Below are 25,823 nucleotides of genomic sequence, written 5' to 3' on the forward strand. Positions count from 1 at the left end.
ATCAGTCCTCCAGCCGGTAGCCGATCTTATAGATCGTCTTTATGTGCTCCTGCAAGCCCAGCTTCTTGCGAAGGGACTTGATGTGCATGTCCACCGTTCGGGTCTCCCCGTAGTAATCCCCGCCCCACACCCTCTCGATAAACTGCTCTCGCGACAAGGCTATGTTCTTATTCTTGAGAAGAAGAACGAGAAGATCGAACTCCTTGGGCGTCAGTTCGACCACTTCCCGAGCCGCCGTCGCTTCCCGCTTGTCCAGGTTCACTTCAATATGCTGGAAGGATAGCACGGATTCCCCCTTGCCATACCGCCTCAATACGGTTTCGATTCGAGCCAGAAGCTCGATCGCTTCGAACGGCTTGACCATATAGTCGTCCGCGCCGAGCTTCAGTCCGTTGACTTTATCGAAGACCGTGTTCTTGGCCGTCAGGAAAATAACGGGGATGTTCATCGGCCGAATCCTCTCCATCAGCTCGAAGCCGTCCAGCCTCGGGATCATCACATCGAGCAGGACCAAATCGTATTTCTCTCTCTTCAACTCTTCCAGGGCTTCCATCCCATCGTTTATCTGCACGGTCTCGTAACCGACGATAGTCAGATTCAACTTGATGATGTTCGATATGGAGACATCGTCTTCGACAATCAATATTCGCCTGTTCATCTCGGCTTCCTACCTCCGCTCTCCGGTAATGCGTACAATCTATTCATTGTATATCATCATCAGCAGCGCTTGCATCAGCAAATTATGCTAGCCAGGCAGCAACGCCTTCGGCGCCTTTCGGACGCGGATTCAGCCCAAAAAAACGCCAGCCTGCCCCGAATTCGGGGAGGCCTGGCGTTCCTTGTTTCTGTTCCGCTTCTATTTCTCGATGACCTTGGCCGCTTTCTCGCGGCGTTCGCTGACCTCGTCGAAGCGTCGACGCTCCGTTCTCTCGATCTGCACGATACGTCCGTCATGCACGACGATCTGCACCGTCCCGTACTGCAAGCCGGTTACCGCATCCGAGATGCGTTCCACCCAGCTCTCGTTCAACTCCAACGGCTTCGCCATCTCCTACTCCTCCTTTTACTCTCCGTGCTTGCTGCTAACCATTCTGCTCTCGATGAAGCTCTTGATGATTAAAGTAACGATTGCCATCAGCATCAACAGGGAAGCTACCGCGAAAGCGGCCGTGTACTGATATTCGTTATAGAGAATCTCGATATGCAACGGCAGCGTATTGGTCTCTCCCCGGATGTGGCCGGAGACGACCGACACGGCGCCGAATTCTCCCATCGCCCTGGCGTTACAGAGGATGATTCCATACAGCAAGCCCCACTTGATGTTCGGAAGCGTCACCTTGAAGAAGGTCCGCCATCCGCGAGAGCCGAGGCTGACCGCCGCTTCCTCGTCCTGTATGCCTTGCGATTCCATGAGAGGGATGAGCTCTCTGGCCACGAACGGGAAAGTGACGAACATCGTAGCCAGAATGATTCCCGGCGTCGCGAACACGATCTTGACATTGTGGTCGATAAGCCAAGGCCCAAGGAACCCTTGCGCGCCGAACAACAGAATGTAGACTAACCCGGAGATGACCGGAGAAACCGCATAAGGCAGGTCGATCAAGGTGATGAGCAGGTTCTTCCCGCGGAACCGGAACTTCGTGATCGCCCAGGCCGCCGCCACGCCGAAAATCGTATTGAGAGGAACGGCGACCAGCGCGGTCGTGAGAGTCAGCTTCAAAGCCGCGATCGCATCCGGATCCTTCAAGGCTTCGACGTAGGCGCTCCAGCCCTTGCGGAAGGCTTCGAGCAGAACGGTAATCAAGGGAAGCAGAACGACGACTCCGACGAACAGAATGGAGATGCCGATCAGCGTCCACTTGACCCTTGTCGATTCGGTCAAGTGCTTCGACTTCGTCTCGCGGGAGACGGGAGCAACGGAAGGAAGGGCTCCAGCCATGCGCATCCCTCCCTAGCTCGACCGCAGACGGCGGTTGCTCCACCGTTGCAGCGAATTGATGATGAGAAGCAGGCCGAACGAGAGAACCAGCAGCACCAGAGCGATTGCCGTCGCTTGGCTGTACTCGTATTGCTCCAGCTTGGTGATGATCAGGAGCGGCGTGATCTCCGTCTTGAGCGGCATGTTGCCGGAGATGAAGACGACGGAACCGTATTCGCCGATTCCTCTTGCGAACGCCAGCGCGAAGCCGGTTAAGAGCGGAGGAACGAGCTCCGGCAGAATGACCTTCCGGAACGTTCTCCATCGGTAGGCTCCCAGCAGGACCGCCGCCTCCTCCATGTCGCTCTCCAGATCCTGCAGCACGGGTTGAACGGTTCTCACGACGAACGGAACTCCGATGAAGATCAGCGCGACCGTGATGCCGAGCGGCGTATAAGCGATCTTTAGTCCAAGAGGCTCAACCAGCTTGCCGATCCAACCGTTCGGCGCATAGATCGAAGTAAGCGCGATGCCCGCCACCGCCGTCGGAAGCGCGAACGGGATGTCGATCAGACCGTCCACGATCTTCTTCCCCGGGAACCGGTAGCGAACCAGTACCCATGCGACGATGAGGCCGAAGACGACATTGACCAGCGCGGCGTAGAAGGCGGTCAACAGGCTGACCCGGTAAGACGCGACGACCCGGGGGCTCGTGACCGTATCCCACAGCTGCGGGAGGGTGAGGCCGGCGGTTTTGACGACCAGCCCGGCCAGTGGGATTAGCACAATCAAGCTAAGATACAGAATGGTGAAGCCTAGCGTAAGCCGGTAGCCCGGTAGAACGCTCTTGGTCCGAATGCTGGCCATATTCTGCCCTTCCCTCTTCTACTCGTTTAGGATCCTGGCGTATAAATCTCGTCGAACGTGCCGCCGTCGGCAAAGTGTTTCTTCTGGGCTTCTCTCCAGCCGCCGAAGTCTCCGTCGATCGTCAGCAGGTTGAGCTGCGGGAATTGATCCTTGTACTTCTCCGCTACCTCCGGCAGTCTCGGACGGTAGAAGTTCTGGGCGGCGATCTCTTGCCCCTCCGGCGTATACAGATACTTCAGATAAGCCTCGGCCACCTCGCGGGTTCCTCTCTTATCGACAACCTTATCGACGATCGCAACCGGAGGTTCGGCCAGAATGCTGAGCGAAGGAGTGACGATCTCGTAATCGTCGCCGTATTCTTTCTTCGCGAGGTAAGCTTCGTTCTCCCAAGCCAGCAGCACGTCGCCGATCTTGCGCTCGACGAACGTCGTCGTCGAACCGCGGGCGCCCGAATCCAGCACCGGCACGTTGGCGAACAGCTTCTTGAGGAAATCCTTGATCTTCGCCTCGTCTCCGCCGAATTGCTGGGATGCATAGCCCCAAGCGGCGAGGTAATTCCAGCGGGCTCCTCCGGACGTCTTCGGATTCGGCGTGATGACCTTGACGTCGTCCCGGATCAGATCGTTCCAATCCTTGATGTTCTTGGGATTGCCCTTGCGTACGAGGAAGACGATCGTTGACGTGTACGGAGAGCTGTTGTTCTCGAATTGCTTCTGCCAATCTTCCTTCAGCAATCCGCCGTCCGCCAGTGCGTCGATGTCATAGGCGAGCGCCAGAGTGACGACGTCGGCTTCCAAGCCGTCAAGCACCTTGCGTCCCTGCGATCCCGATCCGCCGTGAGACTGATTGATCTTGACCGTTTGGCCCGTTTGTTCCTTCCAGTACTTCGCGAAGCTCTCGTTGAAGGCGACATACAGCTCGCGAGTCGGGTCGTAGGAGACGTTCAGCAGCTCGACCGATCCCTTCTTCGGCGTCGAGCTCGGGCTTGCGCTCTCGGCAGCGGCGCCGCTCGCCGATGGAGAAGCGGAGCTGTTGCCTCCGTTGCTGCTGTTTTTGTTGTTGGATCCGCATGCGGACAAGACGGTAATCATAAGTGCGGCAACGATCAGAAGAATAAACGATGACGATGACTTTCTCTTTTTCCATTGGTTCATCTTGATGCACCCCTATTCCTTTTTCTCGGGACAACCTCGCTTATTATTCCTACCCGATTGGTTGGTATTGGAGAAATCATAGCAGGCGGATAGGGTTAATGTCAATAAGTTCTATTTTTGTATTCGATAAAAATAATTGATATTGTGGGCGGAAAGGTACAAGAAGCTTTTGTCGAGCTCCGATCGAAAAGGGGCTTCGTCTCTTCGCTTATGCCGTATCGGGCAGCTTCTTCCGGCAAGGAGTTTAGGAATATTATGGGGAATATATTAGAAACATGCAGCTTAGCATCTTAAGGAGGTTTTCTCGGAATTGGGAGTCAAGAAGGGATTATGGATCGCGTTGCCCGTACTCGCAATCGCTTTGGCCGCCATATGGTCATCCGGATTGGCAGGCATTTGGACGGAAGGAATGGCTTCTATCGCCAATAAGACGACAGAATATCAAGCGAACGGCGAGCTCGTCGAAGGCGAGTATTCGGTTACGATCGACCTCTCGAACTTATCCGGCAATATCGGCAAAGAGTTGTATAACGACGGAGTTCACCGTATCTACGTGTCATGGATCGATAATACCGGCAACTACGGTACGGGAGGCTATCGAATCGGCTTTCGCTCCAGCGGACGATATTCCATAAAAGGAGCCACTTTGGTCTCGGGGATCGAGCATCGAACGATTGATGATCATACTTTTACGATGAATATGTCCGCCAAGATGACCGCCGAGTACAAGGGCAAACGATATGCATGTTCGGAATTCAGTACAGGAGGATTAAATTACAAGGACGGAGATGAATTTGGCTTCTACCTGTTCCCCTCATCCGCCTATGAGTCTAACGAAGTTAGCTTGAATGAGACGGGCATCGTTAAACTTACTGTAACGAACCTTTATAAGAACGTTTGGAGCACAAAATAAAGAAATGCCCGGCGCTGTTCAAAACGCCGGGCATTTCTTTGTCTTGCGATTAGCTTATTGCCCTCGTTGATTCCTTCCCCTTACATGGACGACGTCGACGAAGGGCCGGATCCGATCCATGAGCCGCTGCCCTTTGTGCAGCTCCTCGCCTTCCTTGTGCGTGAAGCTGAAGTGCTTCTCCAGCGAGTCCAAGTCATGGTTCGAGGTGTAGAAAGTCGGCTTCCGGTTCATCCGGTAGTTCAGGATCGCGCCCAGCACGTGGTCTCGCACCCAAGGGCTCAGGTTCTCCGCTCCGATGTCGTCGAACACGAGCAGGTCGCATTCCTTCATCAGGGTGACGGTCTCCTTCAGCTTCTGCGGCTCCATCATGAGGCCTTTCGCATCTTCGACGAACTCCGGCATGTAGACGATGACGCCGGAATAGCCTTCCTTGGCAAGCTTGTGCAGCAGGTAGCCGGCCAGGAACGTCTTGCCCGTGCCGAAGCTGCCCATCAAGTAGAGGCCCTTCGTTCCGAGGCCGACCGTTTCGGTCGCCTGCACGTATTGCATCACTTTCGTGACGGCTACCTCGCGATCCGGATCCCGCTCGAGCATCTGCATCTCTTTGTAGCGATCGTCGGACACTTCCACATCGGCATAGTAGCTCGTAATCTGGCGCCGAATGCGCTCCTGCTGATCATGGGCGGTCCACTTGGAGCATGGCGTCTTGCTGTCGAACAGCTGCCATTCTCCGTTCTGCTCCTCGCAGGAGATTCGAGTGGAGTGGCCCTGCATATCGTTCGGGCAATTCGCGAGTCCCGGGCATTCCTTGCAGTTCCGGTACTCGACCGTCATCTGGTACAGCTTGTTCATGTTGATCCGCAGCGTATGCTCGGTCAGCTCCGGATACCGCTCCCTGAACTTTCTCACGAGCGGGTCGTTCAGCACGCGGTCTCCGATCGCTTGCGGGTCTTGTCCTCCGGCGACTTGCTTCCAGCTTCTAAGAGCTTCGCCCAACGATTCCATCTCTTCTCCTCCTCCCCTTCAATGACTCTATCTATCGATCTATTTATTCTTATCCTGCAACTTGCGAGCCAGCTCGCGCATCTTCTCCCGCTCCTCCGCGGATACCTCTTCCGCGGGAACGTCGTTGCCGACAACCGGCATGGACGGCTTGCGAGAGCCGCTGCCGCCTCCGCTGCCGACTCCCCTGCGTCCTCTGCCGCCGGCGCCATAGCCCTGTGCCTTGCCGCCGGACTCGGAGTCCTGCCCTTTGCGCCTGCGCTCCAGCGTCTCGTTCAGCTTCTCCTGGCTGCGGACGTAAGCGACCGCCTTCTCGAACGTGTCGATCCCCCTGACCAGCATGTTCGAGGCGATCGAGTCTATGAAGCTTGACGTGAGGCGCTGGTCGTCCTCCATCCCGATCAGGTAATGGAAGAGCACGTTCACGACGGGATCGGACAGCTTGTAGTTCTGGTTGATCCGCTCGAAGATATTCTTGAAGTAAACCGGAACGGACGAAGGAAAATACCTCTCCATCATTCTCGTATACGGCTCGGTCCGCAGCAGGCGATTGTAATGCGCGACGGTTACCTTTCCGACGAAGCGGCTCGGCACTTCCACGTAGACGGCCGGATCCGTTCGCTCGTCTGCCGCTTCCGGCGCGGCGCTTGCGCCAGGCTCGGAGGAATGCAGCCGGGACAAATAGCGCTCCGCCTGTTCCTCCCGCTTCCGGCTCTGCCGGTACGTCAGATTGGCGCGGTATTGAAGCTCGTCCCACCTCAGCGTGCCGTCCGTCTCGAAGATTCCGTTCTCGTCCAGCAGCCGGTTGATCTGCGCCACGTCCAAGTCGAACTTGTATGCCAGATAATTGATCTGCGCCATCGACTCCGTCTGCAGGTGCAAGCGTTCGACGAAGGAACGGTTCGCGGACGACCGGGGAAAATGAAACAGCATATCGCTGTGCCTGATTTTCTCCGGTTGCTTGTCCCATGGCGATGCGGCCGCTTCCGTCGCCGAAGCGCTCTCCTCCATGACCGCTTCCAGCTCGGGATCGACGGGACCCGCGTTCAGCTGGAACAGCTCGTAGAAAGGAACGGTAATCTCTTCGCGGTTCATGAACCTCGCAAGGCCGACCGGCCTCTCGGGAGAGAACCGATTCTTCAGGTCCAGAAGAGGATCTTTGCCGACCTTATCCCTTAGAAGCAGCGTCAGGTGAAGGTTCGTGAAGAACTCCGCTGCGGACAGCGGCTTCAATAGAACGTATTCGTACAGCGTCTCTTCGTGGGCCGGATCGTATTGGCGGAATACCTGCAGCAGCCCGACGGCCTCCAGCTTCGAGGCATTCTCCACGAGCTGCTTGCGCCCCGCATCGTTCAGCTCCAGGCCGAGTCCCAGAAGCAGCCTTCTCTGCGGCTCCGGCACGGTGTAGCCGACGCGCTCGTCTTCGAGATGATGATACAGCATCATATAAAGGCCAACGGCGAAAGCTCCGACCATCGGTTGATAGAGATTGGAGAGAATCGTCCGGTCCAGGCCGCTAAGCGCGAAGTCGCGACAGGCCACGTAACGGTGGTTCTCCGTGAATTCCAGGCGATTCGACACTCGCATCTTGTCTATAACACTCTTTTCATAGAAATGGTCTCTCTATTGTAGCACAAAGCCATTCGTTTCTGGATATGAAAAAGAGGCTCCCGCGATGGGAGTCTCTAACAGGCAATGGTGCCATTCGGCCCGGATAGCGATATAATAAGCATGTTCAACCTATACAGGAAAGCGTGTGAGAATCATGTCCTTTGAGCGTCAAACCCTTAGCGGCTCCCGGGAAGAGAACGAGAGAATCCTGCTCTCCCAGCTGAAGAGCCTGATCGAAGACGAACCTAGCCGCATCGCCAATCTGGCGAATGCTTCCGCTCTTCTGAACGTTTACCTGACCGACATCAACTGGGTTGGCTTCTACCTGCTGGAGGAAGGCGAGCTCGTGCTCGGCCCGTTCCAAGGGCTTCCCGCCTGCGTCCGCATTGCCTTGGGCCGCGGAGTCTGCGGCACGGCCGCCGCGAAGCGCGATACGATCCGGGTGGAGGACGTCCATCAATTCCCCGGGCACATCGCCTGTGACGCCGCTTCCAACTCGGAGATCGTCATTCCCCTGTATGCGAAGGGCGAGCTGATCGGCGTCCTCGATATCGACAGCCCGCTTAAGTCTCGGTTCAGCGAGGAAGACCAACTGCTGCTGGAGAGATTCACGCAACTCCTAGGCGATTACCTATAATCCTTGTAAGCCGAATCCGCTCCATCCTCGGCCGGATTCAGCTCGCTTGGATCGAACCCGTACGTCTCGGACGGATACTCGGCCTCCCGCATTCGCGCGGAGGCTCGCGGTCCTTCCTCCAAGGCGGCGATCCAGCCCCGGATGATTTGCGCGGAAGCGTCGGCCGAATGGATCGGAAGGCGGTCGTCCGCGCGAGGAATCCACGCGGTAGACACCTCCGGCAAGCCCTTCTGGAGCTCTCTGGCTTGAGGTGCGAATCTCTTGTCATTCTCCCCGTAGAGGAGCAGCACCGGCTTCTCGATGCGGGGCAGCCGCTCCGTCCCCTTAAAAGCGAGGCAAGCATCCAAGTATTCCTTCCACTTGTTCGGATCTCCGGCCCGCATCTCGGACCTCATCCGGTAGAACGCCTCGGCGTTATCCGCATGTCTCCAGCTTCTGGAGAAGGAGACCAATCCCTTGGCTCCGAACGCGGAGGCGATCTGCGACAGCTTGGCTTCCAGCTTCGGCCTTCTCTCCTTCAACTCGGCAGCCCCCGACAGCAAGGCGGCCCCTCGAACCCGGTCCGGGTAAGCATCCAACGCTTGAAGGGCTACCATGGATGCCAGCGCGTACGAGCACAGATAAGCCTGCCCGATATCCAGCTCGTTCATAAGCCGGATGACGTCCTCCGCAAGCATGGCGATCGACAGGCGGTCCTTCGAGGAAGCGCTTCGGCCGTGCCCCCTGAAGTCGAAAGCCAATACTCGATGGTCCTGGGCCAGATCGTTGCGCAGGTAAGTAAATACACGGCTTCCCATGCAAGGCGGATGCAGGAAAATAATCGTACGGCCTCGCCCTTGCAGGTGATAATGCGTCTCCACTCCGTTGATATGCAATAAGGGCACGGTCTCACCTCCGGTGATGTCACCGTTAGCGTTCCCGTACCCCGTTTCTTTTCATACCTATGTCTGGGATTTCGTCTCCCGAAAAACCCACAGCTTGCTCCCCGCGTAATTGACCGCAAGCGAAGCGACGATCGACGCCAGCTTGCCCGCCAGCGGATTCCATCCGAGCCCCTTCTCCAGCCCGAGCAGGACGGCCATGGACAGCAGGAACGAGAAGGCGTTCACGGCGGCGAATTGGCCGATCTCCTTGGCGCTCGCGCGCTTCTCGGACCGGAACGTCCACTTGCGGTTCCACAGGTAGCTGTTCAGGAAGCCGCACAGATAAGAGATCGTCTGGGCCAGAGCCGTAACGGCGTCCACCCCGTACACCAGGACGGCGAATACGACGAAATCGACCGCCGTATTCATCGCTCCCACCGTCGCGAACTTCGCTGCTTGCTTTATTTTCCCCCGGGCTTGCGCCGCTTCCTTCGAATGTTCCGTCATTAGAACATCCGGTACCCGTTCTTGCGCAGGGACCGAATTGCCCAGCCGCTCGACAGCGCGCCGCCGATGCCGGCAATGAACGGCCACAGGAAGACGCCGATGAACGCCAGCCAGCTCAGCTCCGGATTCCAGAAGTGCCAGACGCCAAGCGGCAGCACGATGATGATGTAGAGCCACGTTGGCAGCCAGGTTGTCTTAATAAGCATATTGAGAATAAAGCCGATCCCGAAGAACAACACGTAGAACAGCAAGGTACCGACGATTTCTTGGATCAATTCCGTCATGACTGCTTCCTCCCGGCATCATATCTCTTCCAGTTTACAAGATCGTTTTCTCTATAGTCAATGTTCTCCATCTCCGTTTGCTCCGCGAGGGGCTTATCCGCTACAATAAAGCAGTAGAAATGTTGGAAATCCGCTATGGCGAGGAGAGAATCGAACAGATGAGTGAAGCCGCACAGACACTGGACGGATGGTACGTCCTTCATGATTTTCGCACGATGGATTGGGCCGCATGGCAGGATGCGTCGGAAGCCGATCGCGCCAAGGCGTCCAAGGAATTATTCGCTCTGATCAACGAATGGGAAGAGACCGAAGCCCGCAAGGAAGGAAGCCTCGCGCTGTACAGCATAGTCGGCCAGAAGGCGGATTTCGTCTTCATGCACCTGCGGGAGACGCTCCAGGAGCTGAACGCCGTCGAGAACGCCTTCAATAAATCGACGTTCGCCCGTTTCACGAAGCCTGTCCATTCTTACGTGAGCATCGTGGAGCTTAGCAACTACATGGGGCAGCCGGGCGTCGACCCGATGCAGATTCCGGAGGTCGTCGCTCGCTTGAAGCCGATCCTGCCGAAGTCCGAGCACATCTGCTTCTATCCGATGAACAAGCGCCGCCTGCTCGGCGACAACTGGTACATGCTGCCGATGGAAGACCGCAAGGCGATGATGCGCAGCCATGGCATGATCGGCCGCAGCTATGCCGGCAAGGTCAAGCAGATCATCAGCGGCTCGGTCGGCTTCGACGACTGGGAATGGGGCGTTACCCTGTTCGCGGACGACGCGCTGCAATTCAAGAAGCTCGTCTACGAGATGCGCTTCGACGAAGTGAGCGCCCGCTACGGCGAGTTCGGCGCCTTCTTCGTGGGCAATCGCCTGACGCACGATTCGTTGAACGAGCTTCTTAAGGCGTAAGGAAAAGAGAAAACCCGCTCTTGGGCAGACCCGCTGTTGGCCGGCTCCCTTGGGCGGGTTTATTTGTTTATCAGGAAGTAAGGCCTGCTAGGATTTGCTCGGTGGATTGGTTACTTAGTTGACCTGTTGATTGGTTACGATGTTGTTTGGAGCCGTTGTTGCTTTTTTCGCAATAACTCACTCTCCCCTTGTCCAAACCCTCTACCATTACGATAAGTTACAGACCTGCGGCGGCTTTGATGCGGCTTCGCTCCGACATGATGAGGTCGCCGGTAACGGCGGGAACAAAGAAGCCTGCCGAAAAGGCCTGGGCCTTCGGATAGTAGACTGCGCGGAACGATGTTCCGTCCTTTAAGTGGATCCGCAGGAATACCCCCGACTCATGCTGAATCTTAGGATAGACCTCCTCGAATCCAACGTACTGGAGCTCGAGCACCGCATCGATGAGAGAAGATGCCGCCTCGGGCTTAAAGTCGCCAATCGGGCTGCCGTCGTACCCGCTCTCTAAGCTGACACGATCGACTCGGCTCCGGATGTCCCAGAGATCGGCAACGGTTTTGGCATGGGGATTTCCATTGGCCTGATACACCTTGTGGTCCGCGACGACCCGAAACGTAGCCGCATACCCTTTTGCCTCGTATATAGGAGTACCAACCGCAAGGTAGGAGGCATCGCCGTTTTTGCTTTTGTGGTCGGTGCAGGCATGATTGTTCAGCGTATACCGAACTTCGCCGATTTTCTTGCCGAGCTGGCTATCGTCCGCTTTGTCGGAGTTTACGCTGAGTTGGTTGTATGTAATATCATTTAGCTTCACAAAATCGATCCAATCGATATCGGCGCCGCATCCTCCGCTGCCAAACGGAGCTTTCCCGCATCCCGCAAGAAGCGCCAAAATCAAACCCCAGAATAAAAAACGTGTCATGAACGATCCCCCCTTTTGAACATAGACGCATCCCATTTAACAAAAGTTTCCACCTAGCCGCGTAGCAAAATGCAAAATGCTGTTCCTGCCATCCGAAGCCAAGAACCGACGCGAATAATGAAAACAAAAAAGCCGTTTCCCAGATCGTCTTCCGACCTGAGAAACAGCTCTTGAACTCATTAGATCTCGCAAGATCTCGTTAGATCACGCTCGATCTATTCGTCATCTTCCTCTTGAAGCTTCTTCATCTGGGCTTCCCATTCGGCGCGGCGAAGCTCCTCCATGAATTCCTGGGACATCCGGTCCCGCTCGCGGCCTTTCTCCTTCAGCCTCTCGATGCCCGGCTGAATCAGCAGATCGACCTCCGCCTGCACGATAGCGGACAGATCGTAACGGCTCTGGGACTCCAGGTAGCTTCCGACTTCCATCAGCGCGTTGTATCGATCAAGCTCGGCCCGGGTGAGCAAGCCTCTGACCTGAACGCTGCAATGACGCATTACAGGAACTTGCCTTTGCGAAGCACGAGCGGAATTCCGCCGATGATGAACAGGTAGCGCAGATCGATCATCTTCTTGAGCCATGCGGCGACGCGCCCCTTGTACTTCTTGCCGAATGCGATGCCGATGGCTTCGCCCTTGCCGAGGGAAGCGACCGTGCCCTTGTTCGCGAAGGCGAACGGCTTCGGCGATTGGCTGCGAATGGCGGCCACCAGGTTGTGGGCGCAATTCACGCCTTGCTGCATCGCGATCTGCGCCGTCGGAGGATACGGACGTCCCTGGTCGTTGAACATCAGCGAGTTGTCGCCAAGCACGTACACGTTCTCGTGTCCGGGCGCACGCAAGAATTCGTCTACCTTGACGCGTCCTCGCATCGTCTCGAAGCCGGCGTCCTCGATCAAGCGATTGCCTCTCACCCCGCCCGTCCAGATGACGGTCTGAGACTTGATCTCTTCCCCGTCGCCGACAACGACCCCGTCCGGCGTGCACTCCTTGATCGCCGTTCCGATGCGGAAGGTAACGCCCTTCTTCTGAAGGACTTGCATCGCGTATTCGACCAGCTCCGGATCGAAGCCCGGCAGTGCCGTCGGAGCTGCTTCTACATTAATAATCTTCACGAGCGACGGATCGACGTCGAACTGCTTGCACAGGTCCGGGATCCGGTCGGCTAGCTCGCCGATGAATTCGATCCCGGTGAAGCCGGCGCCGCCGACGACGAACGTCAGGTAATCCGTGCGGTGAGGCTCCCGCTTGTAGCGGGCGAATTGGTATTCGATATGTTCTCGGATCAGGCGCACCGAGTTAATGCTTCGAATCGTGAACGCATTGTCCGCAAGCCCGGGAATGCCGAACGTCTCGGATTCCCCGCCAAGCCCGATAACCAGATAATCGTAGGACAGAGTTCCGTCTTCCAGAATCACCTTGCGATCTTGGGGCCGAATCTGCACGACGGTCGACTTGACGAAGTCGATCTTGAACTCGTCGATCAGCTTGGAGATGTTCACACGGGCGTTGTCGGGGTGATCCGTTCCGGCCGCCGGCATGTGAAGATGCGTCGTAATATAATGATAATCGTGTTTGTTCACCAAGGTGACGTCCGCTTCGTTGTAGTTCAACTCTTTCTGCAATCGAAGGGAGGTCAGGATACCGCCATATCCCGCGCCCAAAATCACGATTTTTGGAATGCTGCTCATGGTTAATCCCATCCAATCCGAGGTTGTGTTTATATCTATATTATGTGAAAAAAGACACAACTCCTCTGTACCCTATCTGTACGTATGCCTCTTCATACTGAATAATATCGGCTTTGCAATCTGTTTTCAAGTTTACATCCTACGAAATTGTTTGGACAACTCCACAAAAATGCAGGCTCTCTTTTGCTTCAAATTCCAACAAATGTCGACAAAACGGGCTCGGCTATTCCGCTCTCCCCCAATCGAGTTTATAATTGAGAAAGATTCTCCGAAGGTTATTTCATGTCTCGGCGGAAAATGCATATAAACGGAGGTTGTCATACATGAGCACGACGAACGAATCGGCCGCATTGGCCGACGTGATTATTATCGGCGGGGGACCCGCCGGAATGTTCGCCGCTTTCTACGGCGGCATGAGACAGATGTCGGTCACCTTGATCGAGAGCATGCCTCAGCTCGGAGGCCAGTTGGCTGCCCTGTACCCCGAGAAATATATTTACGACGTCGCGGGCTTCCCGAAAGTGAAAGCCCAGGAGCTGGTGGATAATCTCCAGCAGCAGATGAGCCGTTTCGAGACCAACATCGTCTTGAACGAGAAAGTACAGTCCGTAAGCAAGCTGGCCGATCGCCACTTCAAAGTAACCACGGACAAAGGCGCTTACGAGGCGAAGTCCGTGATCATCACGGCCGGAGTCGGAGCCTTCGAGCCTCGTCGGCTTGAGCTTCCGGAGGCGCCGAAGTACGAAGGCGTCAACCTTCATTACTTCGTCCAGGATCTCGAGCGGTATCGGGGCCAGAAGGTCTTGATCAGCGGAGGCGGGGATTCCGCGTTGGATTGGGCCCTCATGCTGGAGCCGATCGCCGAGTCCGTTACGCTCGTACACCGCCGCGATAAATTCCGCGCCCATGAGCATAGCGTCGAGCTGCTGCAGCAATCGTCCGTCAAGGTCGTCGTTCCGTCCGAGATCGTCGCCTTGCACGGAGAAGATCGAATCGAGAGCGTTACTCTAGCCGACGTGAAGACCAAAGAAGAAACGAAGCTCGATGTCGATTCGGTCATCGTCACCTTCGGTTTCATCAGCTCCCTTGGTCCGATCGGCGAATGGGGCCTGAACATCGAGAGCGGCTCGATCGTCGTCGACACGCGCATGGGGACGAACATCGAAGGCATCTTCGCCGCCGGCGATATCACGACTTACCCGGGCAAGCTCAAGCTGATCGCCGTCGGCTTCGGCGAAGCGCCTACCGCCATCAACAACGCGAAGGTGTACGTCGATCCGAACGCGAAGCTGTCTCCCGGCCACAGCAGCAACTTGAAGATGTGATCGCCGAATGACGGACTTGATGTACTCGTAAAGCGATAAAGCCATCCCATATATTGAAACAATAAGGGCATCCTAACTTGGAACGAATCCGGATCGAAGATCCGGCTCCAAGGAGGATGCCCTTCATGATATGTCCCGCTTGCAATGCTCTCGGCTCGCCAAATCCAACCTGTCCGGCGTGCGGCTCCGCCGCAAGCGACGAGGGAAGAACCGAGGACTGGAACGGTCCCTACTCCCCGTACTCTCCGGCGGACATTCCGCTCGCAAGTTCGACATTCCGGCAAGATGCGGCGGAGGCTTGTCTTCACATCGCTTGCTGTCCGCAGTGCGCCGCCACGTTCACCTACCCGGTCTCTTTGTGGAGCATGGAGAAAGATTAGCCAGCTTGGCTATACCGCGAGGTCGTCCGGCAATTTGAGCTTTCTTCTCTCGATCTCGGCCAGCAGCAGATTCAGAAATTCCCGATCCAACTGAAGCCGAGTGGCATGATGATAAGCTTCCAACAAGATTTCGTCTGACAACAGCGGAAGCATCTCGATCCCTCTTTCATCCCTGCGATTGATAGGCTGATGGAATCATAGCATGCGCCGCTAAGGGGGACAAGGGCAGTCGCTATCAACAAGAGCCCGTGAATAACATGTGGGCAGAATGTGGGCAAGATACCCGCCCCCCCGTTTTTTCGGGTGGATATTGTGGATGGAATTATACACAGCGCGTTAATTCCCATGGATTATAAAAAAAAATGATGGATATTTTCTCAATGATTGGTTCCGTTTATAGAAAATCCTGTTAACTCCCGGCGTCTATTGAGGTCGAGTATTGACTTCCAGTATCCATATTCGTCCATCCCGGTCGATTCCGTAGTCGTACCCGAGCTGCCCGACTCCGGGGAAACGGCTCTCCAGGAGCTGGGTCGCCACCCGCGTCAAATTCCGCATCTCATTCTTCTTGGAGATGACGGCCCGGGAAGACAAAGAGCGGCGAATGCCTTGCGCGGCCGTCAGCTGCATGCCCCCGCGGCACAGATTCGTGACGAACAAGCCTCTTCGCGCCACCCTTCCAACCATGGAACGGAAGGTCCATACCCCGTTCTCCTTCACGAACTTGACTCGGTAATCGATCGGCCTTCCTGACACCGTTGCCAATTGAATGCCTTTCTGGATCAAGTATCTCCTTCCCTTGCGCGCGCGATTGACGTGCGCCAGCAATCCGGAGAAGGAATGGAAGGAATGGGTCTTGGTCATGTACGTGCTCCGGTAGGCGCCGCCGCTGCCGCTGATCTTCATCACGCCGATGCCGCCTCCCCCGCGAACCGGCTTGATGACGACCGTGCCGTGGCTGGCTAGCATCGCCCGCAGGTTCGAAGCCGAGAACAGGCGCGATGGCGGGATATGCCGGGCAATGTAGGGATTCGTCAGCAGCGTGTTGGTCTTCAACCACTTGCTGGCCAACTGCCGCCCAGACGCAATCTTAACAACATCCATCCGCATGGTCTCCTTTCACAGAGTATACTTATACATACTCGGACAAAAGGACAGGTTCTTGGATGAATGACGCCGGAGATACGCCCGAAATGCGGCAATTGCCGATAGGCGCGTCCAACTGCGGCAACAAAAAAGAGCCGGGGGAACCACTCCCCCGGCCCTTCTCCGAAATCGACGATCAGCAGTCGCTGTCCGGCTTGCCCGCTTCGGTTGCGGTTCTGAAGCTGGAGCCGCAGCCGCAGGTGCGCGTCGCGTTCGGGTTGTTCATCGTGAAGCCCCCGCCCATGGCGGATTCCTTGAAGTCGATCTCGAGGCCTTGCAGATAACGCATGCTCTCCGAATCGACGACGACTTTGAGCCCGCGAACGTCCAACACGTTGTCATCCTCGTGCTGTTCGTCGTCGAAGCCCATTCCGTATGATAATCCGCTGCAGCCGCCTTCCTGTACGCCGATGCGCAAGAACAGGTTCGGCAACTCCTCGGCCGCAAGCATCTCGTGAATCTTCTCTCCCGCTGTTTCGCTGATTGAGATCATCTCTGATTCCCTCCTTCGAGCTGACGATATTCGATCGTCCATATCCTAAGTATACTCCCGACGTCAATCCCTCTCAAGGGTCGATTAACGAAGAAAACCCGACGCCTTAAGCGCCGGGCTCTTCTTCTTTCCATTCCGAGTTGGCTTGATGCGGCAAAGCTTTGAGCTCGATCCGGCAGCGGAAGCGTCCGTTCTCGTTCAGAAGGAATTCCGACAGCCGTCGGAACACCTGGGCCAGCTCGGGTCCGGTCGAGTCCGTGTCGATGCCGTAGCGGAATTGATCCGCCGGCAAGCCCCGCGTCTGGAAGCGCTCTTCCTCGCGGTTCTCCGACTCTTTGATCCGGCGCCATTCCTTCGTCGGCTCGAACTTGTCCGCTTTGCGGACGAGCTGCTCGTAGATATGCTGCTTCTTCAGCCACATGTAATACTGGATCGGGTTGGTCAAGCCCCAGGCGTTGCTAAGATCTTTTATGGTGTAAGCAGCTCGGTACTTCTGCAAGGTGGCGACTTTGTCGGATTGCTCCATCTGTTCCAGCTCCGCTAACGGGAGAATGTCGGGCTTCAAATGAACACCTTCCTCTTTAATTGGAATTAATGTTACCATAAAGATAACCATAAATTGTTTATTATTCAAGTTGATTCCCGTTTTTAAGGGAATTTATACCCGTCAAACATTTAAGTTGATGTGTTTTATTTAGAAGTTTATACTAACAACTGTTGAGGCGTAACTTCGGAGTGCATTTTTTTGTAAGGCTAGAAAGTTCTCTTTTTCACAATATCGTCTATTAACCACTACATAACCTTATTAGGAGGTCATCGATCATGACGCTTCTCTCTACCATCTCGGATAAGAAAATGGCGGAGATTGCCGATAAAGTAAGGGCTGGCGAACGGCTTTCTTTCGAGGACGGCGTTTACCTGTATAAGACGGAGGACCTGCTGACGATCGGGCAGCTGGCGAACGAGGTAAACCTGCGCAAGAACGGCAAGAAGGTTTATTTTACGGAAACGATGAGCCTCTATTTCACGAACGTATGCGAATCCCACTGCGCGTTCTGCAGCTTCCGGAGAGATCAAGGCGAAGAAGGGGCGTATACGCTGACTCCGGAAGAGATGTTCGCTTATGTCGACGAGCACATTACCCCTACGGCTCGAGAATTCCATATTGTCGGCGGCCACAATCCTCATGTAACGTTCGATTATTACGTGGAATCGATTCGCGCGCTTAAGGAGCGTTACCCGAACGTCACGATCAAGGCTTATACCGCGGCGGAGATCGACTTCTATTCCCGAATCTCGGGTCTCAGCTACCGCGAAGTCCTGGAGACCTTGATGGCGGCCGGAGTCGAGTCTCTGACCGGAGGCGGAGCCGAGATTCTGTCGGACCAGTACCGGGACAAAATGAAGGTGGAGAAGGCCGGCATTAAGCAGTATCTGGAGGTTCACCGCACGGCGCATCAATTGGGCATGAAGACTCCGACGACCATGCTCTACGGTCCCGTCGAAACGATCGAAGAACGCGTGCAGCATCTCATTCAGCTTCGGGAGCTGCAGGACGAGACGAACGGCTTCCAGGTGTTCATTCCCCTCTCCATGCAGCCTTCGAGCCCGAAAGCAGGCATTCGCCGCCGCAACTCGGCGTTCGACGATCTTCGCGCGATCGCGATCGGCCGCTTGATGCTGGATAACTTCCAGCACGTGAAGGCATACTTTATCAATATCGGCACGCAGCTGACGCAGGTAGCCTTGACGATGGGAGCTTCCGATGCCCACGGTACAATCGTGCGCGAACGAATCAGCCACGCCGCCGGCGCCCTTACCCCGGCCGGCATTACGCGGGAAGATCTGGTATGGCTAATTAAGGGGGCCGGACGTATTCCGGTTGAACGCGATACGTTGTATAATGAAGTGAAGGTTTATGGCTAAAGTGTGAAACCAAACATTAGCGGCTGCCCCTCAGCCGCTTTTTGTTTTGCTTGGACGGACACGAATTAGTCGAAATACGGAATGGCGCAGTTCAGCTATAAGGAGAAGTGACAAAGTGAAGAACATCATCGTTCTTGGCGGAGGCTACGGCGGCTTGACGGCCGTGCAGGAGCTTCTGTCCAACATTCCAGCAGACGTTAGAGTCACCTTGGTGGACCGAATGCCTTTCGGCAGCCTTAAGACAGAGTTTTACTCTCTGGCCGCCGGCACCGCCTCGGAGAAGGACATTCGAGTCTCCTTCCCTTCTCATCCTCAGCTTCAGATCGTTTACGGAGAAGTCCTGGGAGTCTCGTTCGAAGACAAATGCGTGCATCTTCTGAACAGCGATCCTCTGTTCTATGACTCCCTGATCGTCGCGCTCGGCTGTACGGACAACTATCATGGCATCGAAGGGGCGGCGGAGTTCACCGTCAGCGTTCAATCGTTGTCGGCCACCCGCAAGACGTACCAGATGCTGAACGACGTTCGTCCCTACGGACAAGTCTCGATCATCGGCGGCGGCCTGAGCGGGGTCGAAGTCGCGTCCGAGCTCCGCGAGAGCCGTCCGGACTTGAACATCCGGATTCTGGACCGCAGCAGCCTGATGTCCGCCTTCCCGACGAAGCTGCAGAAGTTCGTCGCCTCCTGGTTCATGGAGCACGACGTCGAGCTTCGTTCCGGCATTCATACGACTCGGATCGAACAAGGAATCATCCATAACGGCAACGAAGAGATCCACACCGACGTTGCCGTCTGGACGGCCGGGATCCAACCGGTGAAGCTGGTACAGGATCTTATCCTGCCGAAGGACAATCAGGGACGCCTGATCGTGAACGAGTTCCATGAGCTGCCGGACGCTCCGGACGTCTACGTCATCGGCGATTGCTCCAGCCAGCCGTTCTCGCCTAGCGGTCAATTGGCCCAAGCGCAGGCTCATCAAGTCGTTCAAGTGCTTCAAGCGCGATGGAACAACAAGACCATCAAGCTGCCTCGCATCCAGCTGAAGGGAACCGTCGGCTCCCTCGGGAAGAAATCCGGCTTCGCCGTCATGGGCAAGACATCGCTGATGGGACGAATTCCGCGCATGCTGAAGAGCGGCGTGCTCTGGAAGAGCCGCCGCCACTTCGGATAAGATGGGAAACCGTTCATAAACGAATTTAAAGGTCGTCTAGAAGTTTGTCGAGAGCGGAGCGATCCGCCTCTTGCTCCTTCAAGGCGGCCTTTATCAATTCGTACAGCTGGTCGGCCTGTTCCGCGACTACGCTCTCTCCGTTGACCAGCGCGTACGGGGAGAGATAGCATTCTCCGCAATTGCCGAGGCATCCGTATTCGATGACTTCGATGCCGTCCTCCAGTTCCAGCTTCTCCAGTACCTTATCGGTACCATGGTGCATATTGCTAACGCAGAATTCCACGATGTTCATGAGGAATCGTCCTTTCTTTTGCCGAACGTCCGTTTTAATTCGGACGATTGTGTACTATAATAGGGTTATGAAAGGAGGGGATGGCGATGAGTGAAACCGCACAAGACACGATTTATGATGAAGTGCTCGAGGTGCTCGACAAACTTCGTCCGTTCCTGCAGCGCGACGGCGGCGACGTTGAATTGGTTGACGTTGAAGACGGCATCGTTAAGCTTCGCTTGATGGGAGCGTGCGGCAGCTGCCCTAGCTCGACGATCACGCTGAAGGCCGGCATCGAACGCGCGTTGCTGGAAGAAGTAGAAGGTATTGAAGAAGTCGTGCAAGTATTCTAATGCTTCACGATGGCCATACAATCGCAGCGCCTGGGCAAGCCGGCGCTGCAGCCAGCCTTGCCGGACGATACGTTCGGCAAGGTTTTTTTGTCCGCTTTACGGGCGATACGTGTCCGCCGCCTTCGCCAGACGCACGATCGGATCGAAGCCTCCGGACACTTCGATCGCGTTGCCGGTCACGAAGTCCGATTCCGGGAGGCAGAGGAAGCCGATCACCCGGGCCACATCCTCTCCGGTGCCCGGCCTGCCGCGCGGGGATTCCCCGTCCTGAATTCCTTGCGCGTCGTCGATCCCCTTCTCCTTGAACGACCCGCGAATGTCCCCAGGGCAAATCATGTTCACCGTGATCCCATGGAAAGCTTCTTCTTCGGCCAACGTCTTCGTGAACGAGACAAGGCCGACCTTGGCGGCAGCATAAACCGCCCGATGCGGCCAAGACCTCGCCTCGGCCGCATGACCGAAGCCGAAGTGAATGATTCGCCCCCACTGCCTTGCTCTCATTCCCGGAAGGACGGAATGATCGAGAAGCATGGTCCCGACCAGGTTGCCGTTCATCAGATAATGGATGTCGCTGACCCGATAATCGGCGAACAGCTTGCGCTCCCGAATGAACGGACCCGCGTTGTTCACTAGAATATCGATGCCGCCCAGACGCTCTTCCGTTGCGGCGACCAGACGCCCGGCTTGCTCCTCATAAGCGATATCCCCTTGAACGGCGATGGCATGCCGTCCCATGCCGATGATCTCTTCGGCAAGCTCCTCCGCTTCCGCGCGGCTGTTCACGTAATTGATCGCTACGTTGCAGCCAAGGCGCGCCAGCTCCAGCGCCGTTCTTCTCCCAAGTCCCTTCGCGCTTCCCGTTACCAAAGCCGTTCTCCCGCTAAGCTTCATGAGCGGTCGCTCCTTCCCCTAAGAGCTGATATGTCACGATCGGATCATCCGGAGCGCATAGCGGAAAGACAACGCCAAGGAACGATGAACCATCTCCCAGCCTTCCTCCAGATCATGAAGATTCAGCGTGATGTTCTCCAAGTAGGGACGAATCTTCTGCTGCTCCGAATGAAGGCTCTGGAACAGATCGTCCTGAAGCTCCGAATTCATATGATGAATCTCCAGGTTACGCCGCTTGCGCAGCCTATTCATGGCTTCGCCGTGCCGCTCCTTGAGCTCGTTCAGCCTTTCGGCGAGATCGCCGTGCCGCCCCGACTGCCTCATCGCCCTCAATACCGTAAAGTACGAGAACCGCGATTTGACCCTTTCGGTATGCAAGCCAAGCAGATCGTTCAGCAAAGTTCCGAGCTTATCCAGCAGCGAGAACACCCGGATAAAAGCATTCTTATCAAAATATACATGGCGGTAATAATCGAGCCTCTCCTCGGCGGACATCTCTTCGATCGAGCTACCCCGCACTCGGCTGCCGAATTGCCTTGCGGCATAGACGCTCTGCTCCAGTTCATCCAAGGAACGGAGCAGCCCTTCCGCCCAGACCGCATAGGTACGAAGCTTAACGACCCGCTCACGGTCCATCGATTCATGCTCTTGAAGCTGTCTGACGAACTTCTCGACGGCTTGTACCGCCTCTAGAGGCGGCCCTTCCCATTGCCTGGGCGGCTCGCCGAATATCGATCGAAGCATGCGATTCCTCCTGCAAGAGATCCATTCTTGTATTGTAACGCAACATCGGCTGTCGGCTCAACTGATGCGGAGTTGCCGGCAAAGCAAACTTTCGTAAAACTTTAGGATCCGCGCCATTTACAATAAGTGTATTTTTAGGTATTTTACTTACATAATTAGACAAAATTTTAAGGAGGATTCGATGCGCTTTCTCAAACCTACCATTCTCATTCCCGCCTTTGTTTCGACAGCCCTCTTTTTAAGCGGTTGTTCTTTCGGAGGCGGCGGGGAACCCTCTCCCTCTTCTGACCAGCTTAAAATATTACGAATCGGCTATATATCCGAGGAACATTTCACCAAGCGATATGCCAATCTATTGCAATTGGAGTATCCCGGCTATCGCATCGAGATTGTTCCGATGAAGGAAATGATCAAACAGCGACAGCCCATTCACGATTGGCTTCGATCGAATCCGATCGATCTGATCTACCTGCGATCTTCCCAGTTTGCGGAGCTTATCGACCATAATGACCTAATCGATCTGCAACCGCATATAAAACGAAATTCTTTCCCCTTAGAATCCATCATTCCTAGTCTGATGGAGTTAACAAGGCAATACGGAGAAGGGAGCATCTACGGACTTCCTCCCAGCTTCTATAGCGAAGCGGTAGCCATAAATCGGGATCTGTTCGATAGCAACAACATGCGGATTCCGGAGGGTCAAACGACATGGTCCGGGCTGATGGATGCCGTTAGGCAAGCGGATGGAGGATTGTCGGTGCACAAAGATTCACCGTTTCTTCTGTTGATGCGCATGGGACAATCCTCGCGATTGCAGATGTTCGACGAGAACACCCGGGAAGCGACTATCGATACCCCCGCTTGGAAGCAGATATGGGAGCTCGCGACAGCCGCCGTTCAGAACGAGAACATAAGGCTTGATCCGATCAACGATAATCCTTTTCTGACCGGAGATCGGGCTGCGGCGCTCCTTTCCTACTACGATTACAAGCTCCTGGAACTGACAAAGCCCGATTTTCGATGGTCGCTTCTTCCGGTCCCCATGGACGGCACGCTGCTCGGTATGACGACTTCGCTCTCGCCAGACGGGTTCTGGGCGATTCCCGCAGCTTCCGCCAACCCGGACGACGCTTGGAAACTAGTCGCCTTCCTGATGAGCGATAACGTCGCCAAATGGAACTATCGCTCGGACTACGGATTCTCGTCGCTCTCGCAGCAATTCTCGATTAGCTCGGTAGATAAAGACGAGCTTGGCGCCTTTTACGAACTTCAACCCCTTGTTCCAGAAACTCTGCCTTGGCCGGATTTCCTTCCCGATCTCGTAAACGGCGTATTCGGCGACATTCTGTCGGGCTCCGAATCGGTTGAATCCGGCTTGAAAAAATTACAGGACCTCGTCTCCCAACAAGCAAAGGAGAATATCTAATGCAGAATGGCAGCCGTTCACGACTTAGGATAACCGTCAATGCCGTTCTCGTTCTCCTGATGGCCCCACTATTCGGGTGCAGCAGCGAAAGCCCTTCCGAACAGGTCACGATCACGGTGAACTACCCATCGGCCCAGCAATTCTATAAGCTATACGGATATGCCTTCGAGAAAGCGAATCCGGGAATCACCGTACAAGTCATGCCGGAGCCTGCGATCAATAGCGCCACCATGCCGACGACAGACGTTGTCGTGATGAATAGTCTCTCTCTCTTGAAGCAGAGGGCAGAACGAGGCGATCTGCTTGCTCTAACTCCTATCATACGGAAGGGCAAATATGAAGTGGAATCTTTAACGCCTATCGTCCTCTCCATGCTCAAAGGGGCAACGGAAGGCGAGCTTTACGGCTTAACAGCCCACTTTCAAAGCGACGCACTATTCTACAATAAGAAGCTGTTCGAGCAATACCAGATCCCTCTGCCTCGGAATCAAATGACCTGGGAAGAGGTGCTGCTGCTGGCTGAACGGTTTCCCAAGCAAACGCAGGACGGAAAACCTTTATACGGTTTGCAATTGCATGACGACGAGAACGCGGCGATTCGTTCCATATTGGACATGGGAGCCACGGAAGGACTTGTTTACATGGATCCGGATTCGATGCAAATAACGATGAATACGGCTAGTTGGGAGAAAATTTGGACGGCTGCCGTCGGCGCTTTTCAGTCGGGAGCCATCTATGATCCGAAGAAGGGGGAGAACGCAGATCGGGTGAGGATTCCGCCTTTCAACAGCGAGCAGGCGGCCATGACGGTAGCTTCATTCATGACGGCTTACCAGTTCGAACAATTGGCAGCCTTCCCGAACGGACGCTTGATCGATTGGGGAATGGTTACGGCCCCTGTGGATCCTCGATCTCCCGATCAATCGCGCTCCTACTCGGTTTATGAGATCTACGGAATATCTTCCTCCACCGAGCATAGGGATGCGGCTTGGAAGCTCATAAAGTTCATCGTGGACGACTCCGCCAACCAATCCTATCTGGCCAAGGCGAACCCGAATCTTGGCCTTCCCTCGAATCTCGAGTATATCCAGCCGATCCCGGAGCACGATCTGTCGCCCTTGTATCGGCTTAATCCGGCGCCAGAACCGGAGAACCCCTATTCGTCCGTCGATGGTTCCATCCTCGAGGCTTTTACCGAATCGGCCCAGAACGTACTTGATCAGGCAGTCTCTGGAGATTTAACGATTAAACAAGCCCTCGCGGAGGTTGAATCGGAAGGCCAACGGGCTATTGACGACGCGAAGAATCGGTTATCGGAGGTTAGATAAAGCAAATGGCGGAGCAAGGGGTTATCTCCCTTACGCCGCCATTTGTTTAATGCCGCTATCTTTATTTGGATTTGCGCGACAGCTGCCACGCCCGAATCATTCCGAGACAGAGCGAGCTGAACATGGCCGTTACGATGATCGTATGAAGCAGGCTGGTGAACACATAGGCGTCCTCATTATCCAGCGTTGCCGTCAGCAGCCAGCCGCTCAGCACTTGAGCAAGCACCAGCAGGAAGGAGACAAGCGACACCTTGGCGATCTCGTGATCGCTTCCCAGCTTCTTCCTCACGTAGAGCAGAAGAAGAAGAATGCAGATGAAGAGAACAACGCCCGCCAGCCGGTGAAGGAATACAATGCCCGTCGCTCCGTTGATCTCGGGCACGAATTCTCCGTTGCACAGAGGCCAGCCGATGCAGCCGCCGGCCGAATCCGTGTGGCGGACGTAAGCGCCGAGGTAGACGACGGCATAGCAGTATAGGATGACGGCAACCGTTGCGCGGAAGATCGAAGAGGGAATTAGGACTAGCGCGCCCTTCTCCTTCTTCGCCGCTACGCCGGTTTCGAGTTCCTTCACTCTTCTTCTCGACCATGCGCTAAGCAGCCAAGTGAACGTGAAGGCAATCATCGAGATGCCGAAATGAATGGCGAGCACGGCGTCCGATGTCGGCCAAATGACCGCCATCATGCCGAGGATCGCTTGCGCGATCGTAAATGCGAGCGCCCCGCCCGAATAAATCAACGCTTCTTTGTCCCTCGCATTAGGCTTAAGCTTGAAAGCGGCTACGAAAGTCGCGAATACCAGAATGCCCTCCAAGCCGCTGACGGCGCGGTGGGAGTATTCAATCATCGACTCAAGCGTATAAGCGGGAACGAACTTGCCGTTGCATAGAGGCCAATCGGTGCCGCAGCCGCGTCCCGATTGGGTATTCGTTACGATAACGCCGGCGACCAGAACCAAGAACATGCCGATGCAGCTCAATAAGGCCAGGATTCGATATCTTTTGGAAGTCATGCCCATCCCCGATTTCTTTGTGAAAGTAAGCTCAAGACGGCCAACTTCATTATAACCAACCCCTCTTGCCAAAACCATGTTCAA

31 protein-coding genes are annotated in these 25,823 nt (G+C 55.4%); 10 read left to right on the plus strand and 21 right to left on the minus strand.

Features of this window, described 5'->3' with window-relative positions; genetic code table 11:
- Window position 1: 1 nt before the first annotated feature.
- From ELR57_RS16010 to ELR57_RS16030, 5 genes are all read right to left on the minus strand, one after another.
- Window positions 2-658, minus strand: a complete 657-nt coding sequence (locus ELR57_RS16010) for a response regulator transcription factor (RefSeq protein WP_126960109.1) — start codon at window positions 656-658, stop codon at window positions 2-4.
- A gap of 198 nt (window positions 659-856) precedes the next feature.
- Complete coding sequence (locus tag ELR57_RS16015; protein WP_126960110.1) at window positions 857-1,048, minus strand: YezD family protein; 192 nt, start codon at window positions 1,046-1,048, stop codon at window positions 857-859.
- Window positions 1,049-1,063: 15 nt separating this feature from the next.
- Window positions 1,064-1,939: a sulfate ABC transporter permease subunit CysW gene (gene cysW / locus ELR57_RS16020; protein ID WP_126960111.1), complete on the minus strand. Its 876-nt coding sequence runs from the start codon at window positions 1,937-1,939 to the stop codon at window positions 1,064-1,066.
- 12 nt (window positions 1,940-1,951) lie between these two features.
- Window positions 1,952-2,785, minus strand: coding sequence for a sulfate ABC transporter permease subunit CysT (gene cysT, locus ELR57_RS16025; RefSeq protein ID WP_126960112.1), 834 nt, complete (start codon window positions 2,783-2,785; stop codon window positions 1,952-1,954).
- 26 nt (window positions 2,786-2,811) lie between these two features.
- On the minus strand, window positions 2,812-3,939 hold the full coding sequence (locus tag ELR57_RS16030; protein ID WP_126960113.1) for a sulfate ABC transporter substrate-binding protein: 1,128 nt from the start codon (window positions 3,937-3,939) through the stop codon (window positions 2,812-2,814).
- A 310-nt stretch (window positions 3,940-4,249) separates the two neighbouring features.
- On the opposite strand from ELR57_RS16030, the gene ELR57_RS16035 reads away from it, so the two are divergent.
- A complete protein-coding gene (locus ELR57_RS16035; RefSeq protein ID WP_126960114.1) occupies window positions 4,250-4,852 on the plus strand; it encodes a hypothetical protein in 603 nt (200 codons plus the stop codon).
- Window positions 4,853-4,906: 54 nt separating this feature from the next.
- On the opposite strand, the gene dnaI is transcribed toward ELR57_RS16035, so the two are convergent.
- Window positions 4,907-5,857 (minus strand): primosomal protein DnaI, encoded by a 951-nt coding sequence (dnaI, locus tag ELR57_RS16040; RefSeq protein ID WP_126960115.1) that lies wholly within the window; start codon window positions 5,855-5,857, stop codon window positions 4,907-4,909.
- Window positions 5,858-5,896: 39 nt separating this feature from the next.
- On the minus strand, window positions 5,897-7,441 hold the full coding sequence (locus ELR57_RS16045; RefSeq protein WP_126960116.1) for a DnaD domain protein: 1,545 nt from the start codon (window positions 7,439-7,441) through the stop codon (window positions 5,897-5,899).
- A gap of 178 nt (window positions 7,442-7,619) precedes the next feature.
- Here ELR57_RS16045 and ELR57_RS16050 point away from each other — a divergent pair, with 178 nt between their 5' ends.
- Window positions 7,620-8,102, plus strand: coding sequence for a GAF domain-containing protein (locus tag ELR57_RS16050; protein WP_126960117.1), 483 nt, complete (start codon window positions 7,620-7,622; stop codon window positions 8,100-8,102).
- On the opposite strand, the gene ELR57_RS16055 is transcribed toward ELR57_RS16050, so the two are convergent.
- The 3 genes from ELR57_RS16055 to ELR57_RS16065 are packed head-to-tail and all read right to left on the minus strand — an operon-like array spanning window position 8,093 to window position 9,756.
- The gene (locus ELR57_RS16055) at window positions 8,093-8,986 is read right to left on the minus strand and encodes an alpha/beta fold hydrolase (protein ID WP_126960118.1); all 894 of its coding nucleotides are present in this window, start codon (window positions 8,984-8,986) and stop codon (window positions 8,093-8,095) included. The genes ELR57_RS16050 and ELR57_RS16055 overlap by 10 nt on opposite strands.
- Before the next feature lie 57 nt (window positions 8,987-9,043).
- Window positions 9,044-9,472 carry a GtrA family protein gene (locus ELR57_RS16060; RefSeq protein ID WP_126960119.1) on the minus strand — a complete coding sequence of 143 codons (429 nt, stop codon included), beginning with the start codon at window positions 9,470-9,472 and terminating at the stop codon, window positions 9,044-9,046.
- A complete protein-coding gene (locus tag ELR57_RS16065) occupies window positions 9,472-9,756 on the minus strand; it encodes a YuiB family protein (protein WP_126960120.1) in 285 nt (94 codons plus the stop codon). The genes ELR57_RS16060 and ELR57_RS16065 overlap by 1 nt, the downstream gene beginning before the upstream one ends.
- Window positions 9,757-9,914: 158 nt before the next feature.
- Here ELR57_RS16065 and hemQ point away from each other — a divergent pair, with 158 nt between their 5' ends.
- Window positions 9,915-10,661 (plus strand): hydrogen peroxide-dependent heme synthase, encoded by a 747-nt coding sequence (gene hemQ, locus ELR57_RS16070; RefSeq protein ID WP_126960121.1) that lies wholly within the window; start codon window positions 9,915-9,917, stop codon window positions 10,659-10,661.
- A 217-nt stretch (window positions 10,662-10,878) separates the two neighbouring features.
- Here the strand turns inward: hemQ and ELR57_RS16075 are convergent, their stop codons facing one another.
- The 3 genes from ELR57_RS16075 to ELR57_RS16085 form a co-directional block, all read right to left on the minus strand.
- Window positions 10,879-11,583, minus strand: a complete 705-nt coding sequence (locus ELR57_RS16075; RefSeq protein WP_126960122.1) for a hypothetical protein — start codon at window positions 11,581-11,583, stop codon at window positions 10,879-10,881.
- Between the two features lie 215 nt (window positions 11,584-11,798).
- Window positions 11,799-12,080 (minus strand): hypothetical protein, encoded by a 282-nt coding sequence (locus ELR57_RS16080; RefSeq protein WP_126960123.1) that lies wholly within the window; start codon window positions 12,078-12,080, stop codon window positions 11,799-11,801.
- Window positions 12,080-13,273: an NAD(P)/FAD-dependent oxidoreductase gene (locus tag ELR57_RS16085; RefSeq protein WP_126960124.1), complete on the minus strand. Its 1,194-nt coding sequence runs from the start codon at window positions 13,271-13,273 to the stop codon at window positions 12,080-12,082. Before ELR57_RS16085 ends, ELR57_RS16080 begins: the two co-directional genes overlap by 1 nt.
- A gap of 323 nt (window positions 13,274-13,596) precedes the next feature.
- Between ELR57_RS16085 and ELR57_RS16090 the strand changes: the two genes are divergently transcribed.
- Window positions 13,597-14,598, plus strand: a complete 1,002-nt coding sequence (locus tag ELR57_RS16090) for an NAD(P)/FAD-dependent oxidoreductase (RefSeq protein WP_126960125.1) — start codon at window positions 13,597-13,599, stop codon at window positions 14,596-14,598.
- Window positions 14,599-14,723: 125 nt separating this feature from the next.
- On the plus strand, window positions 14,724-14,978 hold the full coding sequence (locus ELR57_RS16095) for a hypothetical protein (RefSeq protein WP_126960126.1): 255 nt from the start codon (window positions 14,724-14,726) through the stop codon (window positions 14,976-14,978).
- Between the two features lie 9 nt (window positions 14,979-14,987).
- Here ELR57_RS16095 and sda read toward each other — a convergent pair whose 3' ends face one another.
- The 4 genes from sda to ELR57_RS16115 all read right to left on the minus strand — a co-directional run bounded on the left by sda (window position 14,988) and on the right by ELR57_RS16115 (window position 17,182).
- Complete coding sequence (sda, locus tag ELR57_RS16100; RefSeq protein ID WP_126960127.1) at window positions 14,988-15,131, minus strand: sporulation histidine kinase inhibitor Sda; 144 nt, start codon at window positions 15,129-15,131, stop codon at window positions 14,988-14,990.
- A 270-nt stretch (window positions 15,132-15,401) separates the two neighbouring features.
- On the minus strand, window positions 15,402-16,082 hold the full coding sequence (locus ELR57_RS16105) for a YheC/YheD family protein (RefSeq protein ID WP_126960128.1): 681 nt from the start codon (window positions 16,080-16,082) through the stop codon (window positions 15,402-15,404).
- A gap of 178 nt (window positions 16,083-16,260) precedes the next feature.
- Window positions 16,261-16,617: a HesB/IscA family protein gene (locus tag ELR57_RS16110; protein ID WP_126960129.1), complete on the minus strand. Its 357-nt coding sequence runs from the start codon at window positions 16,615-16,617 to the stop codon at window positions 16,261-16,263.
- Between the two features lie 106 nt (window positions 16,618-16,723).
- Window positions 16,724-17,182 carry a hypothetical protein gene (locus ELR57_RS16115; RefSeq protein WP_126960130.1) on the minus strand — a complete coding sequence of 153 codons (459 nt, stop codon included), beginning with the start codon at window positions 17,180-17,182 and terminating at the stop codon, window positions 16,724-16,726.
- Between the two features lie 257 nt (window positions 17,183-17,439).
- Here ELR57_RS16115 and mqnE point away from each other — a divergent pair, with 257 nt between their 5' ends.
- A complete protein-coding gene (gene mqnE, locus ELR57_RS16120; protein ID WP_370452282.1) occupies window positions 17,440-18,543 on the plus strand; it encodes an aminofutalosine synthase MqnE in 1,104 nt (367 codons plus the stop codon).
- 115 nt (window positions 18,544-18,658) lie between these two features.
- Window positions 18,659-19,714, plus strand: a complete 1,056-nt coding sequence (locus ELR57_RS16125) for an NAD(P)/FAD-dependent oxidoreductase (protein WP_126960132.1) — start codon at window positions 18,659-18,661, stop codon at window positions 19,712-19,714.
- A 25-nt stretch (window positions 19,715-19,739) separates the two neighbouring features.
- Here ELR57_RS16125 and ELR57_RS16130 read toward each other — a convergent pair whose 3' ends face one another.
- Entirely contained in the window at window positions 19,740-20,006 is a 267-nt protein-coding gene (locus ELR57_RS16130; protein WP_126960133.1) for a YuzB family protein, read from the minus strand.
- Window positions 20,007-20,092: 86 nt separating this feature from the next.
- Between ELR57_RS16130 and ELR57_RS16135 the strand changes: the two genes are divergently transcribed.
- Complete coding sequence (locus tag ELR57_RS16135) at window positions 20,093-20,338, plus strand: NifU family protein (protein WP_126960134.1); 246 nt, start codon at window positions 20,093-20,095, stop codon at window positions 20,336-20,338.
- A gap of 96 nt (window positions 20,339-20,434) precedes the next feature.
- Here ELR57_RS16135 and ELR57_RS16140 read toward each other — a convergent pair whose 3' ends face one another.
- Both ELR57_RS16140 and ELR57_RS16145 read right to left on the minus strand, forming a co-directional pair.
- Window positions 20,435-21,229, minus strand: a complete 795-nt coding sequence (locus ELR57_RS16140) for an SDR family oxidoreductase (protein WP_126960135.1) — start codon at window positions 21,227-21,229, stop codon at window positions 20,435-20,437.
- 33 nt (window positions 21,230-21,262) lie between these two features.
- Window positions 21,263-21,973: a Cthe_2314 family HEPN domain-containing protein gene (locus ELR57_RS16145; protein WP_126960136.1), complete on the minus strand. Its 711-nt coding sequence runs from the start codon at window positions 21,971-21,973 to the stop codon at window positions 21,263-21,265.
- Between the two features lie 406 nt (window positions 21,974-22,379).
- On the opposite strand from ELR57_RS16145, the gene ELR57_RS16150 reads away from it, so the two are divergent.
- Together ELR57_RS16150 and ELR57_RS16155 are read left to right on the plus strand one after the other, a co-directional pair.
- Window positions 22,380-23,399 carry an ABC transporter substrate-binding protein gene (locus ELR57_RS16150; RefSeq protein ID WP_158630046.1) on the plus strand — a complete coding sequence of 340 codons (1,020 nt, stop codon included), beginning with the start codon at window positions 22,380-22,382 and terminating at the stop codon, window positions 23,397-23,399.
- A complete protein-coding gene (locus tag ELR57_RS16155) occupies window positions 23,399-24,727 on the plus strand; it encodes an ABC transporter substrate-binding protein (RefSeq protein ID WP_126960138.1) in 1,329 nt (442 codons plus the stop codon). Before ELR57_RS16150 ends, ELR57_RS16155 begins: the two co-directional genes overlap by 1 nt.
- A gap of 61 nt (window positions 24,728-24,788) precedes the next feature.
- Here the strand turns inward: ELR57_RS16155 and ELR57_RS16160 are convergent, their stop codons facing one another.
- Window positions 24,789-25,739, minus strand: a complete 951-nt coding sequence (locus tag ELR57_RS16160; protein WP_126960139.1) for a COX15/CtaA family protein — start codon at window positions 25,737-25,739, stop codon at window positions 24,789-24,791.
- Window positions 25,740-25,823 lie beyond the last annotated feature (84 nt).

Origin of the sequence: Cohnella sp. AR92, from assembly GCF_003990975.1 — a bacterium.
Taxonomy (GTDB): domain Bacteria; phylum Bacillota; class Bacilli; order Paenibacillales; family Paenibacillaceae; genus Cohnella.

Coding starts and splice junctions, on each gene's coding strand:
- ELR57_RS16010 (WP_126960109.1), bottom strand. CDS start 658: ATGAACAGGCGAATATTGATTGTCGAAGACGATGTCTCCATATCGAAC.
- ELR57_RS16015 (WP_126960110.1), bottom strand. CDS start 1,048: ATGGCGAAGCCGTTGGAGTTGAACGAGAGCTGGGTGGAACGCATCTCG.
- cysW (WP_126960111.1), bottom strand. CDS start 1,939: ATGGCTGGAGCCCTTCCTTCCGTTGCTCCCGTCTCCCGCGAGACGAAG.
- cysT (WP_126960112.1), bottom strand. CDS start 2,785: ATGGCCAGCATTCGGACCAAGAGCGTTCTACCGGGCTACCGGCTTACG.
- ELR57_RS16030 (WP_126960113.1), bottom strand. CDS start 3,939: ATGAACCAATGGAAAAAGAGAAAGTCATCGTCATCGTTTATTCTTCTG.
- dnaI (WP_126960115.1), bottom strand. CDS start 5,857: ATGGAATCGTTGGGCGAAGCTCTTAGAAGCTGGAAGCAAGTCGCCGGA.
- ELR57_RS16045 (WP_126960116.1), bottom strand. CDS start 7,441: ATGCGAGTGTCGAATCGCCTGGAATTCACGGAGAACCACCGTTACGTG.
- ELR57_RS16050 (WP_126960117.1), top strand. CDS start 7,620: ATGTCCTTTGAGCGTCAAACCCTTAGCGGCTCCCGGGAAGAGAACGAG.
- ELR57_RS16060 (WP_126960119.1), bottom strand. CDS start 9,472: ATGACGGAACATTCGAAGGAAGCGGCGCAAGCCCGGGGGAAAATAAAG.
- ELR57_RS16065 (WP_126960120.1), bottom strand. CDS start 9,756: ATGACGGAATTGATCCAAGAAATCGTCGGTACCTTGCTGTTCTACGTG.
- hemQ (WP_126960121.1), top strand. CDS start 9,915: ATGAGTGAAGCCGCACAGACACTGGACGGATGGTACGTCCTTCATGAT.
- ELR57_RS16075 (WP_126960122.1), bottom strand. CDS start 11,583: ATGACACGTTTTTTATTCTGGGGTTTGATTTTGGCGCTTCTTGCGGGA.
- ELR57_RS16080 (WP_126960123.1), bottom strand. CDS start 12,080: ATGCGTCATTGCAGCGTTCAGGTCAGAGGCTTGCTCACCCGGGCCGAG.
- ELR57_RS16085 (WP_126960124.1), bottom strand. CDS start 13,273: ATGAGCAGCATTCCAAAAATCGTGATTTTGGGCGCGGGATATGGCGGT.
- ELR57_RS16090 (WP_126960125.1), top strand. CDS start 13,597: ATGAGCACGACGAACGAATCGGCCGCATTGGCCGACGTGATTATTATC.
- ELR57_RS16095 (WP_126960126.1), top strand. CDS start 14,724: ATGATATGTCCCGCTTGCAATGCTCTCGGCTCGCCAAATCCAACCTGT.
- sda (WP_126960127.1), bottom strand. CDS start 15,131: ATGCTTCCGCTGTTGTCAGACGAAATCTTGTTGGAAGCTTATCATCAT.
- ELR57_RS16105 (WP_126960128.1), bottom strand. CDS start 16,082: ATGGATGTTGTTAAGATTGCGTCTGGGCGGCAGTTGGCCAGCAAGTGG.
- ELR57_RS16110 (WP_126960129.1), bottom strand. CDS start 16,617: ATGATCTCAATCAGCGAAACAGCGGGAGAGAAGATTCACGAGATGCTT.
- mqnE (WP_370452282.1), top strand. CDS start 17,440: ATGACGCTTCTCTCTACCATCTCGGATAAGAAAATGGCGGAGATTGCC.
- ELR57_RS16130 (WP_126960133.1), bottom strand. CDS start 20,006: ATGAACATCGTGGAATTCTGCGTTAGCAATATGCACCATGGTACCGAT.
- ELR57_RS16135 (WP_126960134.1), top strand. CDS start 20,093: ATGAGTGAAACCGCACAAGACACGATTTATGATGAAGTGCTCGAGGTG.
- ELR57_RS16140 (WP_126960135.1), bottom strand. CDS start 21,229: ATGAAGCTTAGCGGGAGAACGGCTTTGGTAACGGGAAGCGCGAAGGGA.
- ELR57_RS16145 (WP_126960136.1), bottom strand. CDS start 21,973: ATGCTTCGATCGATATTCGGCGAGCCGCCCAGGCAATGGGAAGGGCCG.
- ELR57_RS16150 (WP_158630046.1), top strand. CDS start 22,380: ATGATCAAACAGCGACAGCCCATTCACGATTGGCTTCGATCGAATCCG.
- ELR57_RS16155 (WP_126960138.1), top strand. CDS start 23,399: ATGCAGAATGGCAGCCGTTCACGACTTAGGATAACCGTCAATGCCGTT.
- ELR57_RS16160 (WP_126960139.1), bottom strand. CDS start 25,739: ATGACTTCCAAAAGATATCGAATCCTGGCCTTATTGAGCTGCATCGGC.